The 16,893-nt window shown below is 67.1% G+C and carries 15 protein-coding genes and 3 pseudogenes; 4 read left to right on the forward strand and 14 right to left on the reverse strand.

Features of this window, described 5'->3' with window-relative positions; translation table 11 throughout:
* Nucleotides 1-10: 10 nt before the first annotated feature.
* From J2126_RS18655 to J2126_RS18685, 7 genes and pseudogenes are all read right to left on the reverse strand, one after another.
* Nucleotides 11-925, reverse strand: a complete 915-nt coding sequence (locus tag J2126_RS18655; RefSeq protein ID WP_348634339.1) for a LysR family transcriptional regulator — start codon at nt 923-925, stop codon at nt 11-13.
* A gap of 24 nt (nt 926-949) precedes the next feature.
* Nucleotides 950-1,288 carry a DUF4286 family protein gene (locus J2126_RS18660; protein ID WP_209488341.1) on the reverse strand — a complete coding sequence of 113 codons (339 nt, stop codon included), beginning with the start codon at nt 1,286-1,288 and terminating at the stop codon, nt 950-952.
* Between the two features lie 26 nt (nt 1,289-1,314).
* A complete protein-coding gene (locus J2126_RS18665; RefSeq protein WP_209488342.1) occupies nt 1,315-2,259 on the reverse strand; it encodes a dihydrodipicolinate synthase family protein in 945 nt (314 codons plus the stop codon).
* Nucleotides 2,260-2,389: 130 nt separating this feature from the next.
* Nucleotides 2,390-2,716: pseudogene (locus tag J2126_RS18670) on the reverse strand (MaoC/PaaZ C-terminal domain-containing protein); the annotation flags it as partial.
* On the reverse strand, nt 2,709-3,119 hold the full coding sequence (locus J2126_RS18675) for a MaoC/PaaZ C-terminal domain-containing protein (protein ID WP_209488343.1): 411 nt from the start codon (nt 3,117-3,119) through the stop codon (nt 2,709-2,711). The pseudogene J2126_RS18670 and the gene J2126_RS18675, both read right to left, overlap by 8 nt.
* Before the next feature lie 26 nt (nt 3,120-3,145).
* The gene (locus J2126_RS18680) at nt 3,146-4,306 is read right to left on the reverse strand and encodes an acyl-CoA dehydrogenase family protein (RefSeq protein WP_209488344.1); all 1,161 of its coding nucleotides are present in this window, start codon (nt 4,304-4,306) and stop codon (nt 3,146-3,148) included.
* An 89-nt stretch (nt 4,307-4,395) separates the two neighbouring features.
* Nucleotides 4,396-5,595 (reverse strand): CaiB/BaiF CoA transferase family protein, encoded by a 1,200-nt coding sequence (locus J2126_RS18685; protein ID WP_209488345.1) that lies wholly within the window; start codon nt 5,593-5,595, stop codon nt 4,396-4,398.
* A gap of 196 nt (nt 5,596-5,791) precedes the next feature.
* Between J2126_RS18685 and J2126_RS25950 the strand changes: the two are divergent.
* A pseudogene (locus tag J2126_RS25950) lies at nt 5,792-5,884 on the forward strand (IS5/IS1182 family transposase); the annotation flags it as partial.
* A gap of 136 nt (nt 5,885-6,020) precedes the next feature.
* On the opposite strand, the pseudogene J2126_RS18690 reads toward J2126_RS25950, so the two are convergent.
* The 7 genes and pseudogenes from J2126_RS18690 to J2126_RS18720 form a co-directional block, all read right to left on the reverse strand.
* A pseudogene (locus J2126_RS18690) lies at nt 6,021-7,225 on the reverse strand (transposase family protein).
* 352 nt (nt 7,226-7,577) lie between these two features.
* Nucleotides 7,578-8,384 carry an HpcH/HpaI aldolase/citrate lyase family protein gene (locus tag J2126_RS18695; protein ID WP_394102171.1) on the reverse strand — a complete coding sequence of 269 codons (807 nt, stop codon included), beginning with the start codon at nt 8,382-8,384 and terminating at the stop codon, nt 7,578-7,580.
* The gene (locus J2126_RS18700) at nt 8,381-9,205 is read right to left on the reverse strand and encodes an FAS1-like dehydratase domain-containing protein (protein ID WP_209490333.1); all 825 of its coding nucleotides are present in this window, start codon (nt 9,203-9,205) and stop codon (nt 8,381-8,383) included. The genes J2126_RS18695 and J2126_RS18700 overlap by 4 nt, the downstream gene beginning before the upstream one ends.
* 29 nt (nt 9,206-9,234) lie before the next feature.
* Nucleotides 9,235-10,398 (reverse strand): acyl-CoA dehydrogenase family protein, encoded by a 1,164-nt coding sequence (locus J2126_RS18705; protein WP_209488347.1) that lies wholly within the window; start codon nt 10,396-10,398, stop codon nt 9,235-9,237.
* 4 nt (nt 10,399-10,402) lie between these two features.
* Entirely contained in the window at nt 10,403-11,713 is a 1,311-nt protein-coding gene (locus tag J2126_RS18710; RefSeq protein WP_209488348.1) for an acetyl-CoA hydrolase/transferase family protein, read from the reverse strand.
* Between the two features lie 20 nt (nt 11,714-11,733).
* Nucleotides 11,734-12,930: an acetyl-CoA C-acetyltransferase gene (locus J2126_RS18715; protein ID WP_209488349.1), complete on the reverse strand. Its 1,197-nt coding sequence runs from the start codon at nt 12,928-12,930 to the stop codon at nt 11,734-11,736.
* Between the two features lie 278 nt (nt 12,931-13,208).
* Nucleotides 13,209-14,006: an IclR family transcriptional regulator domain-containing protein gene (locus tag J2126_RS18720; protein ID WP_209488350.1), complete on the reverse strand. Its 798-nt coding sequence runs from the start codon at nt 14,004-14,006 to the stop codon at nt 13,209-13,211.
* A gap of 386 nt (nt 14,007-14,392) precedes the next feature.
* On the opposite strand from J2126_RS18720, the gene J2126_RS18725 reads away from it, so the two are divergent.
* From J2126_RS18725 to J2126_RS18735, 3 genes are read left to right on the forward strand one after another with little or no spacing between them, the layout of a single operon-like run.
* The gene (locus J2126_RS18725; RefSeq protein ID WP_432445352.1) at nt 14,393-15,070 is read left to right on the forward strand and encodes a 3-oxoacid CoA-transferase subunit A; all 678 of its coding nucleotides are present in this window, start codon (nt 14,393-14,395) and stop codon (nt 15,068-15,070) included.
* Complete coding sequence (locus J2126_RS18730) at nt 15,063-15,734, forward strand: 3-oxoacid CoA-transferase subunit B (protein WP_209488351.1); 672 nt, start codon at nt 15,063-15,065, stop codon at nt 15,732-15,734. Before J2126_RS18725 ends, J2126_RS18730 begins: the two co-directional genes overlap by 8 nt.
* Nucleotides 15,735-15,778: 44 nt before the next feature.
* Nucleotides 15,779-16,891: an ABC transporter substrate-binding protein gene (locus tag J2126_RS18735; RefSeq protein ID WP_209488352.1), complete on the forward strand. Its 1,113-nt coding sequence runs from the start codon at nt 15,779-15,781 to the stop codon at nt 16,889-16,891.
* The last annotated feature ends 2 nt before the right edge of the window (nt 16,892-16,893 follow it).

Here is a 16,893-nt window from a genome sequence, read left to right on the forward strand (position 1 = left end):
GCGCCCGAAATCAGCTTCCGGTCAGCCCGGCGAGACGGGACCGGGTCTCGGTTTCCAGCACCGCGAGGAAATCTTGTGCAAGCCGCGACAATGCGCGGCCGCGCGGTAGGACGGCCTGCAGCCTCAGCCGGATATCCGGTTGGAACGGACGCACCACCAAAGCGTCGAACCGGCTGGCGGATGCGGTGATCTCGTCCAAAATCGTGGCGCCACAGCCTTCCTGGACCAGTCGGGCCGCGACGTTCAGGAAACGCACGTCAATGGCGGGCTGATAGGGCACGCCCGCGCGGCGGAAGGCTTCCGCGATCAGAAGGCCGATACGGTTGTCGGGACGCGGGGCGACGAGGGGTCCCTGCGCCAGATCGGTCGGGGTCACGACAGTCAAGGCGGCAAGCGGATCATCGGCCCGGCAGATGGCCACGGCGGCGAGTTCCGCCACCGGCTTCACCTCGAGCCCGTGGCGGCTGTCGGCTTCCATGGCCACGCCGATGTCGGCGAGCCCGGTTTCCACCGCTTCCAGAACACTTACCAGCGGCCGGGTGTCGAGGGAGACATGCACCCCCGGGCGTCCGACGAGAAAGCGCGGGATGACGAGGGGGAGCAAGGTTTCCGAGAGTTCCGCGGTGGCCACGAGCCGGATGCGCCCGGCCCGGCCGGCCTTCAGGTCGGCCGCCCGCTCGGCGACGGCGCGCTGATGCAGGAACAGCGGTTCCGCCTCCTCCAGCAGCAGCCGCGCCTCATCGGTCGGCACCAGCCGGTTCGAGATCCGCTCGAACAGGGCAAAGCCGAGCCGGTCTTCCATGTGGCGGATGGCATTGGACACCGCCGATTGCGACATGCCCAGTTCCTCCGCCGCACCCACCGTGGTTCGACAGCGCATCACGGCCCGGAAGACTTCGAGCTGGCGGAGGTTCATGAAGCCCATGGGCGGGAAGCAGTCCCTTGCCGGTCAGGATGCCACGACCCAATCGCCAGGGCGACCGGGGATCGGCTTCAAGCGGATGCGGTGGAAGTTGGCCACGAACTCCGTAAAGGGTCCAAAACCCTTGATGGCGTTGAATTCCGGGGTGTCGTAGACCTCGGGGCCATCGATCTCGTAGAGCGCGGCATATTTCGGCCCACCCTCGTCCACCAGCCACCGTTTCGCCGAACGCCAGCCGGGGCAAGCGAGGATCTCGGGGATGTGGACGTTCTCATACCATTCGTTGAACGCGGCTTCCTGCTCGGGGGCGATATCCACCATCACCATATGGATCATGGGGGGCGTGCCAGTGGGCCTATCGGTCATGGGGCGGGGGTCCTCGCGTGGTGTTCTCAGGCTGGGGATCCAGCGCGAAGCAGGCCCGCGGCGGCGAGGGCCTCGCGCAGCCGCGCCACTTCGGTCTCCGGCAGGGTGTCCACCGGCGGCCGGCAGCGGGTTGATGCCAGCCGGCCCAGCAGATGGAGGCAGGTCTTCAGCCGGAGCGTCGCCAGATGGCCGGGGGCGCCATAGACGATGCGGCCGAGGAGATAGAGCCGCTCATGCAGGGCCCGGCCGGCGGCCATGTCGCCGCGCGCGACAGCGCGGTCGAGGGCGACGATCAGCTCCGGCACCACGGCGGCGAGGCTCACGAGGCTGCCGTCGCTGCCGAGGGCGAAGCAGGGGAAAAGGTGCTCGTCCCCAGAGGCCATCACCGCAACGTCCGGGCGCAGCCGGCGGGTCAGCCGCCGGGTGGCGTCATAGGCCGCCGTTTCCCAGCTGCCCTCCTTGATGCCGACGACGGTCTCGATCTCCAGAAGCCGCGCCAGCACCTCGGGCCGGAACGCCGTCTTGCCCGAGCCCACGGCGCCCTGGAACAGCATCATCGGCACGCCCGCAGCCACCGCGATCATCCGGTGGTGGGTGACGATGGCCCTATCGTCCGCGCCCAGTGCCCAGGAAAAGGGGGGAAACACCATGACCGCGTCGGCCCCGGCTGCCGCGGCGTCCTCCGCCATGCGGGCCGCGATATCGGAACGTTCGCAATTGATGCCGGCGACCACCTTGTGACCGGTTCCGGCCACCGACCGGGCGGTGCGCACCACCTCGCTCAACTCCTGCCGCTCCAGGGCGAAATTCTCGCCGGCATGGCCGTTCACGAGCAGGCCAGCCATGCCCTCGGTGGCGAGGACGGCGGCGTGATGGGCGTGGAGCGCCTCGGCATCGAGGGCGCCGGAGGCATCCAGGGGACAGATCGTGGCGGCGTAGATGCCGCCGAAGGGGAAGGTGGCGTCGCTCATATGCAGGGTTCTCGGGGGCTTTCTCAGGCGACCGGGGGGGACGGGGAAATTTCAGGGTGGCGCGGGCCTTGAGCACCTCCTGGCCCGCCTCGTTCACGGCGGACGCTTCCCAGGTCAGCGTGCGGGTGGCCTCGTCGCGCTCGGCGATCCACACGTCGATGGTGATGGTGTCGCCATAGAAGACGGGGCCGGTGAACCAGAAGCGGTCCTCGATGGAAACGCCGAGAATTCCGGCGAGCTCCGCCGTCAGCACGCTGGTGCAGAGCCCCGCCACCATGATGCCGGGCGCCAGCCGCTGGCCGAATTTGGTCCCGGAGGCGAAGTCCTCATCGATATGCACCGGCCCGAAGTCTCCGGTGGCGGCAATGTAGAGGCTGCCGTCGGCCTCCGTCACGGTCTTCGACACGCGCACGCGGTCGCCGACCTTCAGGTCTGCAAAGGGCTTGATCTCATACATCGGCGCCCCCCGAGACCGGCGCGAGGCGCGCGGTGCCGCGGATCAGCACCGCCTCGCCCACGCAGGCCTCAAGGGTGCAGGTGAGCGTGCCGGCGGCATCGAGGCCGCTCACCGTCGCCTGCGCCGCAATCGTCGTGCCCACGGGCACCGCATGGGCGAAGGAAACCGAGAAATCGGCGATGCGGTGGGCTGGGCCGGCAAGGCGGGACAGGCAGGTGGTGAGCAGCGACGAGGCCGCCAGTTCGAACACCGCCATATCGGCGAGGCCGGCGTCCCGCGCCTTGGTGCGGTCCACGTAGAGGCCACCGAGATTGCCGCTGATGCCGGTGAAGAGCGCCTGCTCGGCCACCGTCATGGTCTTGGAGAAGCGGATGTGCTGGCCGATGGCGGGAGCGGGGGTCATGGAAGCGTCCTTCCTGTCGGCCACGGTCACAGGGAGAGGCCATTGCGGATGATGGAGCGCGCGACGAGCACCCGATGGATCTCGGAGGTGCCGTCATAGATCCGCGTCACCCGGCAATCCCGGTAGATGCGTTCCAGCGGCAGATCCTTGGAGAAGCCATAGCCGCCGAACATCTGGATGCCCCGGTCTGCGACGCGGCCGAGCATTTCCGACGCGTAGACCTTGATCATCGAAACCTTGTCGCGCGGATCCAGGCCCTGATCGATGTCCCAAGCGCAATTCAGCACCATCATGCGGGTGGCATAGATCTCCATGGCGCTGTCGGCGATCATCTGCTGCACCATCTGGAATTCCCCGATGGGCTGGCCGAACTGCTTGCGGGTGCCCGCATGCAGGCGCATCAGATCCAGCACGCGCTGGGCCATGCCCACCGCGCGGGCGCCGATATGGCCGAGCCGGATGCCGCTGACGCTGGACATGATGAGCTTGAAGCCGCCGCCCACCTCGCCCAGCACATTGGCCTGCGGGATGCGGCAGTCGTCGAAGACGAGCTCGGCATGGCCGTAGCCGCGATGGCCCATCATGGGCTGCACCCGGGAGACCGAGAAACCGGGAGCGTCGCGATCCACCAGGAAGAGGGTGATGCCGCCGCGGGCCCGCTTTTCCGGATCGGTCACGGCCATGACGATCACATAGTCCGCAATGTCGCCGTCGGAGATGAAATGCTTGGTGCCGTTCAGCACCCAATGACCGTCCTCGAGCCGGGCGGTGGTGGTGATGGCGGCCGCATCCGAGCCGGCGCCGGGCTCGGTGATCGCCATGGCGCAGATCTTCTCGCCGGTGATCGTCGGCTCCAGATACGCCGCCCGCTGGGCCGGCGTGCAGGCCATCAGCATGGGATAGACCTGCCCGAACACCCGCCGGATCAGGGCATCGGAAGTCTGGCCGAGCTGCTCTTCCACCAGGCACATGTCGAGCACCGACAGGCCGCCGCCGCCCACCTCCGCCGGCATGTTCAGCGCATAGAGGCCGAGGGCGATGGCCTCCGCCTTCAGGGGCGCTAGCTTGTCAGGCGGAACGCGACCCAGCTCCTCGGTCTCCTGCTCCAGCGGCTGCACCTTGTCGCGCACGAAGCGGCGGACCGTATCGACCACCATGCGGGTCTCGTCGGAAAGGGAAAAGTCCATGCCTCAGGTCCTGTAACGGCCGATAAGAAGGGTCCGCGCGAGGCAGCGACGCCGCGCGCGTTCGGAACTCGGAAGCGGGCAGATGGGTGTCAGGCGGCGGAGGCCGCGCGCACCACGTCGTCCGTCAGGAAGGTCTCGATCTCATCCGCGGCATAGCCGACCTCGGCCAGGATCTCCCGGGTCTGTGCGCCCAGGGGCTGGGGAACCCGGGCGATCGGCAAGGTGGCGCCGTCATAGTGCACGGGGTGGGATACGAAGGTGACCTGTGCGCCGCCGGAACTCGTCGCCGTCTGGAAGGCGCCGAGATGGGCCAATTGCGGATTTTCGCGGACGGCGTCGTAATCCTCCACCGGCGCATTCCACACTCCGGCGGCGTCCAGCGCCGCCTGCCATTCGGCGGTGGTGCGGGTCGCGACCTGCGCCACGATCAGCCGGTTGTAGGAGGCGCGCTCCTTCAGCATGGTCTCGGGGCTGACCTCGGCGAGTTCCGGGAGGTCGAGGGCGCGGGCGAGCACGGCTGGTGCGGCCATGGAGATGGCGATGCAGCCGTCGGCGGTGCGGTGAATGCCGTGGCCGGCGGAGGAGAACCAGCTTGCCACCCCCTGCGGCGCACGGGGGCCGTCGTCGTGGGGCGCTCCGTTCAGCCAGGCGGTCAGGGGCTCGCCCTGAAGGTCGATGGCGCTCTGGAGCAGGCTCACGTCGACCCGCCGGCCATCCCCCGTCTGCTCCCGGGCGAATAGCGACGCGACGATGCCCAGCACGCAAAGCACGGCGGTGTGGTGATCGATCACCACAGAGCCCAGCGGCACGGGCGGGCCTTCGGATGGGCCGGTGTGTGCAGCAAGGCCGGACATCGCCTGAAGCAGAAGGTCCTGCCCCGGCCGGTGGGCGAAGGGGCCGGTGGCACCGAAGCCGGTGGCGGAGGCGTAGATCAGGCGCGGATAACGCGCGCGCAGGTCTTCCGGCCCCATACCGAACTTCGCCATGGTGCCGGGTCGGAAGTTCTCCATCACCACATCGGCGCCGGCCACCAGGCGCTCGGCGATGGCGCGTCCGGCCGTGCTCTTCATGTCGAGGGCGATGGAGCGCTTGCTGCGTCCGGTGTTCAGGTGATTGACGCTCTCGCCGGCCACGAAGTGCCCGGCCACCGCCCAGTTGCGCTGAAAGGCGCCGTCCAGCGGCTCCACAGCAATCACGTCCGCGCCCATGTCCCCGAGCATCTGCGCAGCATGGGGCCCGGCGAGGAAGTGATTGAAACTGATGACACGAACGCCCTTGAGCAGCGACACGCTTCGTCCTCCGGGAAGGCGAACCGGGCGCCACGGAGGCGACCGGATGATCCGCGAACGATAGTAGCGGTGGCTGCGCTGTGGCGGCACTAGCGATAGCTATGAAATTTCAGGGATCAACTATCTATTTTAGATATAGTTGACCCGCGTCGGCATCCAATGCTACCTCGCAGTCGACAGCGCGATCTTCGGCTGAGATAGGCCCCGCGCCAGCATCGGTGCCTCCTCCGTTGCCAGAAAGGGGGGCGATGCGATCGGCCCGAACCCGACCGACCACGGCAAGCCGGGCATCGCCGGCCTGCGGGACGGCATCGCCGTGATGGGGCCAACATCCGAATTTCTGTGTTTCGGCATGGAAGAATGACCCCGTTGTGAGGGGGATCGGCGTGTAATTTTGGGTCTGACGCAGTTTTGGTGGTGAAAAGCTAAGGGGCCCCAATCAGGCGGGCCTGGAGGAGGTCGAGCTTTCCTCTGCCGTACATCTGGCGCTTGACGAGTTTGAGCTTGGTGATCTGGCCTTCGGTTTGGCCGTTGGACCAGGGTGAGGTGATGGCGGCAACCACGGCCGCCCTATCCTTGACAACGCCGTTGGCGAACGATGCGACGAGACTTGGTTTGGCCCGCTCCAGCCATGGCTCCAAGTCTGCGACAATCTTCTTGCGGATCATGGCCTGGAAGATGGCGATGGTCGTCCGCGCCTCAACGAGGGGTGGCACGCCGTCCTCAATCGCCGCGATCGTAATGCTCTCGGATTTGGACAAGCGGTCGCGGCTGATGGTCATGAGGCGCGCAATGGTGCGCGCCGAGGGCGTACGGCTGAGTGCATCACCGTCCATTCGTTCGGCGCGGCGACGACGTGCCACCCACTCGGTGACGACCCGAAGGCAGCCGCGGAAGCCTTGGCGCTTGAGGTGTCGCCACAGCCCCGCGCCATTACGTTCGCCGGCTGCCCACTTGTCCTCGAGCCACGGCAGGTACAGTTCGAGCGAACTTTCCCGTAAGCGGAAGACATCTGTGCGCTCACCGCGCAGGAGCCACGCTTGCGCTGTCGCGGGCTCCCGGTCGGGCAAGAGAGCTATGGTCCTGCGGGGCGCTCAAGGTCGCAGATGATGGTGCCATAGCGTTGATTGCGTCGCCACGCCCAGTCGTCGATCCCTATGACCGTCGGAGGGACGAAAGGGCGGCTACCGCGTCGCCGCAGGACCCTGAGCAGGGTATCGTTGCTGACCGGCAGCATCAGCCTGCGGGCAAGGCTCGCCGCCGGTCGTCCGCCCAGCGCCAGCCCGAGGTGGTGAACGATGTGGTCGAGCCGGGCAGTCCGCCGTGCCTACGGCGCCAAAACCTTGGCGTCGAAGCGCTCGGCAAAGATGCGCCGGCCGCAGAGCACCGCGTCGCAGTGGAAACGCCGCGCCCGGACAACGAGCCGAACCGGTTTGCCCGCCATCGGCAGATCCGCCAGATGCCGATGATAGCGACTGTGTATCCGCTCCGAGGTTCTCCCGCATCCCGGGCACGAACTCGCCTTGCCAACCGCGGGAACCGTAATCAGCATGCCGGCGCTGTCGCTGCTGACATCGTCCACCACGAATCCGCGCGGGACCAGAGTCGAAGGTCGGAGAGAGGGCTGCATGGTGTTGATTCCAATCTCAAAATCAACGCCAGCCGAATCCCAAACTCCATCAAAAATGAGTCAGACCCAATATTCGGCGCCGATAGGGGGGCAGGTTTCAACGCCGATTGACACATAGGATCGCAAGGGGTTGAGGCACGCGCGCTGACAATCCCACCGATACCCATGCATCGACCGGCCATGAAGCCAGCAGCCAATGATGTGCGCCGCTTTTCCGCCTTCTCAGAATCGTCGCCGATCTCGCCAAGGAGCGGGTGGCGCTCGATCCTTCTTCGGGAACAGATCGTCGTGATGCCTGGATAGGGCGGGACGATAGCGGCTGCCAGGCGGCGTCCGGCTCCGCCGAAGGTGTTTACAAAAGTCGGGGCGATCCAATCGTAGCGAGAATCATTCGCGCTCGAATGCGAACGGGTTCGTCCACCATAGCTCCGTCGACCGCGGTCGCCCCCTCCCCGGATGCGAGTATTCTTTTTGCCCAAGCAATCTCGGCGGCGTCCGGTAGAAAGCCGGAGCGGATGGCCTCGATCTGCCGTGGATGGATGGCGAGCTTGCCGCTGAATCCCAGTCCGCGGGCGTGCCGGGCATCGTCAGCGATAAGCGCCTCGTCGTCGATCCCGGTGGTCACCCCATCCACCGGGGCGGGGCCGCCCGCGAGGCGGGCCGCCAGCACCAGCTCCGCACGGGCCAGCAGCAGCGCCTCCCGCACATGGGCGCAGCCGAGATCGGCGCAAAAATCGATGGAACCGAAGACGATGCGCACGACCGCCGGATGGGCCGCGATGGCTCGGGCGGCGGCGAGACCGCGCGCCGTCTCGATGAGGGCGACGATCGGGATCGCCGGGCCGAGGGTCGCCGCGACGGCATCGAGGATGGCGGGGTCCTCCGCCTTGGGCAGCACCGCGGCGGCGGGGCGAAGGCGGGCGACCGCCACCAGGTCTTCGGCATGCCAGGGTGTGCCCATGCCATTGACGCGGACCATGACCGGGATCGCAAGGTCGGCCGTCAGCGCATCGCGCGCGCCTGCCTTGGCGTCCGGGGGGACCGCATCCTCAAGGTCGATGATGACGGCGTCGGTCCCGGAGGCAGCGGCTTTGCCGAAGCGATCGGGCCGGTGCCCCGGGACGAAAAGCGGGACGACGAAGTCGAGCGCGCCCATCACCATTGCGCCTCTGCGCTCATGGCGACCGGGCCGCCCGGACGGGCGGTCCACAGCCGGAGCGTCTCGCCCTGGGGCGTCGCATTCATGGTGAGCGGAGCCGTGTCGAACGCAGGGGAGAGGCCACGGTAGGAGAAGCGGGCGGGCGACGTGCCGCGGATTGCGGTGGCGAACCGCAGCAGCAGCGTCGCCTGCAGCGGCCCGTGGACCACCAGCCCGGGATAGCCTTCGACCTGCGTGACATAGGGCAGGTCATAGTGGATGCGGTGGCCGTTGAAGGTCAGCGCCGAGTAGCGGAAGAGCAGGGGGGGCGAGAGGGCCTGCTCGCGGCGATGGGCGCCTTCGGCCGCGGGTTCCGGTGCCTTCGGCGGCGCAGCCACCTCGAGTCCGCGATAGACGATGCCCTGGCGCTCGGTGAGGAGCGATCGCCCTGCCGCATCGAGCTCGTGCTTCACCGTGACGAAGCAGAGCGGGCCGGTATTGCCCTGTTTGAGCGTCACCTCTTCCACCCGCGAGACCCGGCGCACAAGGTCGCCAACGCGGATGTCGTCATGGAAGACTAGGCTGCCTCCTGCCCACATGCGCCGCGGCAGCGGCACCGGGGGCAGGAAACCGCCGCGCGCCGGGTGGCCGTCCGGGCCCAGCGCCGAGGTGAGCGCCGCGGGCTGGGTGAGGCACCAGTGGAGAAGGCGCGGCGCCGCCTCCCCGGTGCGCGGGTCTCCCGGTTCCTCGTCGAAGGTTGCCCGGAACTTGCGCACGAGATCGGCCGTCACCGGCTCGGCCGCGACGTCTTCCCGGCCGATCCAGCTACGCAGGTGCTCCATGTCGATGTCGTGGCTCACGGCGCGTCTCCTCAGAAGGACCGGGGCAGACCGAGCACGTGCTCGGCCACGTGGGAGAGGATGAGATTGGTGGAGATGGGGGCCACCTGGTAGAGGCGCGTCTCGCGGAACTTGCGCTCCACGTCGTACTCGCAGGCGAAGCCGAAGCCGCCGTGGAACTGCAGGCAGGCATTGGCCGCCTCCCACGAGGCCTTGGCGGCAAGGTATTTGGCCATATTGGCCTGCGTGCCGCACGGCTGGTGCGCGTCGTAAAGCCGGCAGGCCTCGAACCGCATCAGGTTCGCCGCCTCAACTTCGATGAAGGCCTCGGCGATGGGGAATTGCACACCCTGGTTCTGGCCGATAGGGCGCCCGAACACGACCCGCTCGTTCGCGTAGGCTGTCACCTTGTCGATGAACCAGTAGCCGTCGCCGATGCATTCGGCGGCGATCAGCGTGCGCTCGGCGTTGAGACCAGTCAGGATATATTTGAAGCCCTGTCCCTCCCCGCCGATCAGGTTTTCGGCGGGGATCTCCAGATTGTCGAAGAACAGCTCGTTGGTCTCGTGGTTCACCATGTTGAGGATGGGGCGAACCTCCATGCCGCCTGCCATCGCCTCCTTGATGTCGACGATGAAGATGGACAGGCCTTCCGACTTCTTTTTCACCTCCACCAGCGGCGTGGTGCGCGCGAGCAGGATCATCAGGTCGGAATGCTGGACGCGGGAGATCCAGACCTTCTGGCCGTTGATGACATAGCGGTCGCCCTTCCTGACCGCTGTAGTCTTGATCTTGGTTGTGTCGGTGCCGGTGGTGGGTTCGGTGACGCCCATGGACTGGAGGCGCAACTCGCCCGCCGCAATCCTCGGCAGGTATTTCTGCCGCTGCTCATCCGAGCCGTGACGCACCAGCGTGTTCATGTTGTACATCTGGCCGTGGCATGCGCCGGAATTGCCGCCCGCCCGGTTGATCTCCTCCATGATGACGGACGCTTCCGTGAGGCCGAGACCGGAACCGCCGTACTCTTCGGGGATCAGTGCCGCCATCCAGCCGGCCTTCGTCAGCGCATCGACGAATTCTTCGGGGTAGCCGCGCGCTTCGTCCACCTTGCGGTGATATTCGGCCGGAAAATCCGCGCACAAGGCGCGCACGGCGTCGCGGATGTCCTGGAACTGGTCGCTTCCGATGGTCTGCATATCCCTAGGCCTCGATGGATTTAATATTATCGGCTGATCCGCCCGCGCGTGGTGCGGCGACGGGCGCACTGTGGATTTCCTCGCCCGCCTCCAGCGCTGTCCGGAACTCGGGAGCGGCGATATCGAGCATCCGCCGGCGCCGCTCGGCCAGCCCGAGGCCGCGCAGGTCCGCGACGCCATGTTCGGTCACGATTATGCCGGCATCGGCGCGAGCGGTACTTGTCGGTCCGTTCAGTCGGGTCACGATGCGGCTGCGGGCGCCATCGCGACCGTTCACCGTCGCCGGCAGCGCCACGATGGGCAGTCCGCCCTTGGAGGCGTGCGCACCGCGTAAAAAATCGGCTGCGCCGCCCACCGCGCCCACGTAACGCCCGCCTGCGACCTCGGCGTTGATCTGGCCGGAGAGATCCACCTCGATCGCTGCATTGATGGCGGTGAACTTGTGCTGTGCCCTCAGGACGTCGAGCGCGTGCGTGTAGTCCGTGCCGCGCAGGTTGAAGCGCGGATTGCGGTTCACGTACCGCATGAGCCGGGGGCCGCCGGCCGCAAGTCCGGCCACTGCAATGCCGCGATCCACGCTCTTGCGTGCATTGGTGAGGGCGCCCGCCTCGGCCAGGAGCGCGACGCCCTCGGATGCGAGCCCGGAGTGAAGGCCGAGGTCCCGGTGGCCCGCGAGTGCTGCGAGGATGGCCTCCGGAAGCCCACCGATTCCGATCTGCAGCGTGGCGCCATCCTCCACCAAGCCCGCGACGTGGGTCGCAATGACCCGCTCCGTAGCGCCGGGCTGCGGGACAGGGGCCTGGAGCGGGGGGCGGGACGTCCGCACGATAATATGGACATTCTTTGCGGACAGGGCCCGCTCGGCGTGCGTCCAGGGTGTCCGATCGCTGACCTCGGCGATGACGAGGCGGGCGCGGTCCACCAGCGGGGCCAGATACTCGAGCGCGGTGCCGAAGCTGAGGCGTCCGGCATCGTCCTCGGCGAGATTGAGGAGCAGCACATCGACCCGACGGGCCAGAATGCCCGGCAGATCCGAATAGTGGCACGGCAGGATGTCGAGCTTGCCCTGGCGTTCGAGCACGCGATTGTGCCCCGCGCCGCAATACGACTGGAATTGCATCGCGCCAGCTTGGTCGAGCGGCGTTCCCCAGCTCATGCCGATGAAGGCGGTGAGACCGGGAATGCTTGCGCATTGGTCGAGGAGGCGCGCGGTGAGGGTCGCCGGCTCGGCGGAAGCCTGCCCCCATACGATATGGTCGCGGGGGCGCAGCAGGGTGGAGAAGTCGAGCGCCTGGGGCGCGAGTTCGATAGCCATGGCGGGTGACCCGGGCCCGTTCACGCGCGCTCGAAGATGGCGGCGGCACCCTGGCCGCCGCCGATGCACATGGTCTCCAGCCCGTAGCGCACGCCGCGGCGCTTCATCTCGTGAAGCAGCGTGGTCATGATGCGCACGCCGGTCGCCCCGATGGGATGGCCGAGGGAGATGCCCGAGCCGTTGACGTTGAGCCGATCCTGATCGTCCCAGCCCCAGCCTTTCAGCACGGCGAGGACCTGGCACGCGAATGCCTCGTTCACCTCCACGAGCCCCATGTCGTCGAAGGAGAGCCCGGTCTTGGCGAACAGGCGCCGCGTGGCCGGCACCGGGCCGTAGCCCATGGTGGCCGGGTCGCAGCCCGCCACGGCCCATCCGGCCAGGAAGCCCAAAGGTTCAAGGCCGAGGGTGGCCAGCCTGTCCTCGGCGACGATGAGGCACGCCGCGGCGGCATCGTTCTGCTGGCTGGCGTTGCCGGCCGTGACAGTGCCGCCGGGCATGATAGGCTTAAGCTTGCCGAGGCTTTCCGGGCTTGCCTCCTCGCGGATCCCTTCGTCGCGGATGACGTGGAGCGGGTCGGCGTGGCGTTTCGGCACTTTGACCGGTACGACCTCCGCGTCGAAGCGGCCTTCAGTCCATGCGGCCGCCGCACGCCGGTGGCTGCGGGCCGCGAAAGCGTCCGCCTCCTCTCGCGTGATCTGGAACTGGCGCGCCAGGTTTTCCGCAGTCTCGATCATGCCGGAGATCACGCCGAACCGCTCCGACGGCTGCGAGCGTTCGCGGCCGCGATCGAGCCGGTCGTAAAGGCGGGTGGTGCCCGCCCGGCGACCCCAGCGCATGTCGGTCGTGTAGAATTCGATGTTGCTCATGCTTTCGACGCCACCCGCGAGCACGACATCGCACGCGCCGGTCTGAACCATCATGGCCGCCGTGGTGATGGCTTGCAGGCCGCCTCCGCAGCGTCTGTCGAGCTGCATGCCGGGAACCTCGATCGGCAGTCCGGCCTGGAGCGCGACCCAGCGGCCGACGCAGGGCGTCTCGCTGCTGGCATAGGACTGGGCGAACACCACGTCCTCGACGAGGGCGGGGTCAAGACCGGTGCGCGCGAGGACTTCCTTCACGACGAGCGCGCCGAGCTGCTCGACAGGCACCGGCCTCAGGCTCCCGCCGAATGTGCCGACGGGAGTGCGCACAGGGCTTACGATGGCCGCGCGTCTCATTGCTGCGTTTCCTCGTGCTGCGCCGGCGAGGAACGGACGGGGATCCGGGGAGGACCCTTCCGCCGCCGTGCGTCTGATGGTTGGGCAGCGCCCTCGCGAGGGGCGCGCCAGCGCAAGATGCATCAAGGCAGGCGGCATGTCCAGTAGATGGACTAATGTCCGTCTATCGGACAATTACAGTTCGGCGCACGCTTCAGCGGGAGCTGCTCGCGTGTGCAAGCGACGGCTTCGGGCGGGTGAGGGAAAGCATTGTGGGTGCGAGAGCGGCGCGCGAATGCCTAGGGCTGGGCCCAGTCGCGCATCGTGCGCTCAACTTCGTGCGCGGCCTCCCGCAGCAAGGGGAGAAACACCTTTCGCATGTGGTCAAGGGAAACGCGGGCCGCGGTGGTACCGATATTCAAGGCGGCAACGGTCCGGCCCGAACGGTCCTGTATGGGTACGGCGATGGAGCGGACACCCACTTCCATCTCCCCATCGATGACGGCGTACTGAAGCCGCCGTGCCTCGATCACCTTCTGGCGCACCTTCTGCGGGTCCGTGATGCTGCGGGGAGAGGGGGCGACGAAGGTTTCTTCCGCCAGCCACCCATCCAACTCAGCATCATCCAGACCGGCGAGCAGAACGCGCCCGAGCGACGAACAGAATGCAGGTAGCCGCGAGCCAACCTCGATCCCGGATGAGAAGATGCGCCGGGTTTCCACCCGCGCCACGTAGACGACATCGTGCCCGTCCAAGACCGCCATGGACGAGGATTCTCCGATATGCTCGGTCAGGCGCCGGATGACGCTGCGGCCCGCCTCGGACAGGCCGAACGCGGTCAGATAGGCGTTTGAGAACTGCAGCACCTTGGGTGTTAGCCAGAACAGCTTGCCGTCGCCGTCAATATAATTGAGGGCCTGCAGCGTCAGCAGGAAGCGGCGTGCGGTGCCGCGGCTGAGATCGGTGAGCTCTGCGACCTGGGTGAGCGTCATGCGGCGCGGCGCCTGCCCGAACGCCGCCAGGACATTGAGGCCGCGCTCCAGCGCGGTGACGAATTCCGGGCCGCGCTTCTCGTCTTCCGTCACCTTCTTGATCACGAATCGCTCTTTTCAGAATTCGCGGGATGTCGCACGCTGGAGGCGGTCGCGGCCCGCCACTTGGCAGAGCGTCTTGCGCCGCGACTCCCGCGGTCGAGTGCCCAGATGTCAGTGCCGCACAGTCTAGATCAGCATACAAACACTTGTCCAATCAGCGGACGCGGGCGTTCCCCCGGCCGGGATGCTGTGCGGTGGCGTGCCCGAAGCGGAGCCCCGCCCCGGCGGATACGTCCGGCCCTTGGTGCCAAGAGGTGAGTCGGGCGGCTTGACAGGGCGGGCGTGTGACTATCTACTATTCGGACAAAAGTCCAATAGACGGACAAATGAATGATCGGGACGGCATCGAGACGATGCCGTCAGCCGGCCAGGATGGGTGGGAGGACATGATCGATAAATTCGTTCCCTCGGTCGCGGAAGCGCTCGCTGGGGTCAGGGACGGCGCGACCATCCTCGTCGGAGGCTTCGGTGCCGTCGGGCAACCCGACCTTCTCATCGAGGGCCTCATCGCGCAGGGCGCATCGGGCCTCACGGTGGTTGCCAACAATGCCGGCTACGGGCAGGTCGGCCTCGCGCGGCTCCTGGCGGCGGGACGGGTCCGGCGTCTGGTGTGCAGCTATCCGCGCATCCCGGGCTCGGTGATTTTCGAGGAGCTTTACAAATCCGGCCGGCTGGAGCTGGAGCTGGTGCCGCAGGGCACCCTCGCGGAGCGGCTGCGGGCTGCCGGTGCGGGCATTCCGGCTTTCTTCACCCCGACCGGGGCCGGAACGCGGCTCGTGGAGGGGAAGGAGACACGTCGTCTAGGCGTGCGCGACTGTGTTCTGGAGCACGCGCTGCATGGCGACGTGGCGCTGATCCAGGCGTGGCGGGCGGATCGCTGGGGCAATCTCATCTATCGCAGCGCAGGCCGGAACTTCAACCCGGTCATGGCGCCCGCCGCTGCGCTCACAATCGCTCAGGTGGAGCATACCGCCGCCCTGGGAGAGCTCGATCCGGAGGCGATCGTGACCCCCGGGATCTATGTGGACCGAATCGTGCATCATCCGGCGGAGGCCGCCCATGCGTGAAGATACCAGGAGCGCGGAAGCGCGCCTCTGCCGCCCCCGCTCGCGCCAGGAGATGGCACGACGTGCCGCCGCAGACATCGGTGACGGCTGGTACGTCAACCTTGGCATCGGTATTCCGACCCTGATCGCCAACCACGTCCCGGCGGACCGCGAGGTCATTTTCCAGTCCGAGAACGGTCTGCTCGGCTTCGGGCCGGCACCGGCCCAGGAGTTGATCGACCCCTACCTCATCAACGCCGGCAAGCAGCACGTGACCCTGCTCAAGGGGGCCGCGATGCTTCATCAGGCCGACAGCTTCGCCATGATCCGGGGACGCCATCTCGACCTGTGCGTGCTGGGCGCCTTTCAGGTGGCGGCGAACGGCGACCTCGCCAACTGGGCCACTTCAAGCAACGATTCCGCGCCGGCAGTCGGCGGCGCCATGGATCTCGCGCTCGGCGCCCAGAGGGTGTGGGTGATGATGGAGCACACCACCAAGGAGGGCGAGCCGCGCCTGGTGGAAAGCTGCATCTATCCCCTGACCGCCCCTGGGGTGGTGTCGCGCATCTATACGAACCTCGCAGTGCTGGATGTGACACAGCAGGGCTTTAGGCTGGTGGAGCTTGTCGAAGGGCTGACTCCCGCCGAACTGCAGAACGTGACCGAAGCCCCGATTCTTGTTTGAACGAAAAAACGCGAACAACAGCGTCCCTTAGGGAGGAAGCCAAGATGATCAACCGACGTACCGTTCTCGCCGCGATGCTGGCGAGCGCCGCATTGCCGTCGGCGCTGCGCGCCGATGCCGAGCCCTACGTGCTCGGCACCTTGTTCCCGATGACCGGTCTTCTGTCGGAGCTTGGTGCGATCTACAGCGGCGCCACCGCTCTGGGGCTGGAGCATGTGGCGGCGGACAAGCGCCTCAAGAAGCCGATCGTGCTCAAAGCGCAAGATAGCCAGAGCACGCCCCAGGGCGGGGCGGTGGGCATGTCGAAGCTCGCGAACGTCGACCGGGCGCCCTACGTACTGGTGGGCCTCACCGGCGTCGCCAAGGCTGCCGAGCCCATCGCCACGCGCGCCAAGGTCCTGATGATGAATGGCGGCGGCGTCGGCCCCGACCTTGCGGGCCTTTCCCCCTACTTTTGGAACATCATCCCCCTCGCCAACCAGGAGTTGCCAACCGCTTTCGGCTGGATGAAGCGCAACGCGATCAAGCGCGTGGCCCTGGTCTATCTGGACGATCCGCTCGGCAACGCCCTCCGCAAGGGCCTGCAGGAGGGATTGCCCGCCATCGGCGCATCGCTGGTGGGCGAGTTCAGCGCGGCGCCCTCTGCCCAGCAGTTCTCCGCGATGATCGCCAAGATCCGCGAAGCCAAGCCGGACCTCGTCTATGTCGCCTCGTACGGAACGCAGCAGACCCAGATATTCAAGCAGTTGCGCGACAATGGAATCACCCAGCCAATCATGACCTATTCGGTGGGCGGCACGCCCTCGGTGGCGGCGCTGCCGGAAGCCGAGGGCGTGATGTTCACCTCGCAGGTCGCCGACTGGGATGCGGCCGATCCCCTCACGCGCCGCTTCGTGGATGGCTGGCGCGCCAAGTACAAGGACAATCCCACCACCTACGCGCAGAACTATTACAACGCCGTGCTGCTCTACGCCCAGCTCATCGAGCGGCTGGAGAAGGAGGGCAAGCCGGTGACGGGCGACACGCTGAAGGAAGCCATTGCAACCGGGAGCTTCGATCTGGTCGGCGGGAAAGCGAGCTTCTCGGCCAGCGGCGCCATCGACATGCCGACCCAGCTCAACCGCGTGCATGACGGCAAGTTCGAGAAGGCGAGCTGATC

Origin of the sequence: Xanthobacter flavus (genome assembly GCF_017875275.1) — a bacterium.
Classification (GTDB): Bacteria; Pseudomonadota; Alphaproteobacteria; order Rhizobiales; family Xanthobacteraceae; genus Xanthobacter; species Xanthobacter flavus_A.

Excerpts from the sequence above, each read along its gene's own strand:
- J2126_RS18655 (WP_348634339.1), bottom strand. The coding sequence starts at position 925 with ATGGGCTTCATGAACCTCCGCCAGCTCGAAGTCTTCCGGGCCGTGATG.
- J2126_RS18660 (WP_209488341.1), bottom strand. The coding sequence starts at position 1,288 with ATGACCGATAGGCCCACTGGCACGCCCCCCATGATCCATATGGTGATG.
- J2126_RS18665 (WP_209488342.1), bottom strand. The coding sequence starts at position 2,259 with ATGAGCGACGCCACCTTCCCCTTCGGCGGCATCTACGCCGCCACGATC.
- J2126_RS18675 (WP_209488343.1), bottom strand. The coding sequence starts at position 3,119 with ATGACCCCCGCTCCCGCCATCGGCCAGCACATCCGCTTCTCCAAGACC.
- J2126_RS18680 (WP_209488344.1), bottom strand. The coding sequence starts at position 4,306 with ATGGACTTTTCCCTTTCCGACGAGACCCGCATGGTGGTCGATACGGTC.
- J2126_RS18700 (WP_209490333.1), bottom strand. The coding sequence starts at position 9,205 with ATGGAGCACCTGCGTAGCTGGATCGGCCGGGAAGACGTCGCGGCCGAG.
- J2126_RS18705 (WP_209488347.1), bottom strand. The coding sequence starts at position 10,398 with ATGCAGACCATCGGAAGCGACCAGTTCCAGGACATCCGCGACGCCGTG.
- J2126_RS18710 (WP_209488348.1), bottom strand. The coding sequence starts at position 11,713 with ATGGCTATCGAACTCGCGCCCCAGGCGCTCGACTTCTCCACCCTGCTG.
- J2126_RS18715 (WP_209488349.1), bottom strand. The coding sequence starts at position 12,930 with ATGAGACGCGCGGCCATCGTAAGCCCTGTGCGCACTCCCGTCGGCACA.
- J2126_RS18730 (WP_209488351.1), top strand. The coding sequence starts at position 15,063 with ATGCGTGAAGATACCAGGAGCGCGGAAGCGCGCCTCTGCCGCCCCCGC.
- J2126_RS18735 (WP_209488352.1), top strand. The coding sequence starts at position 15,779 with ATGATCAACCGACGTACCGTTCTCGCCGCGATGCTGGCGAGCGCCGCA.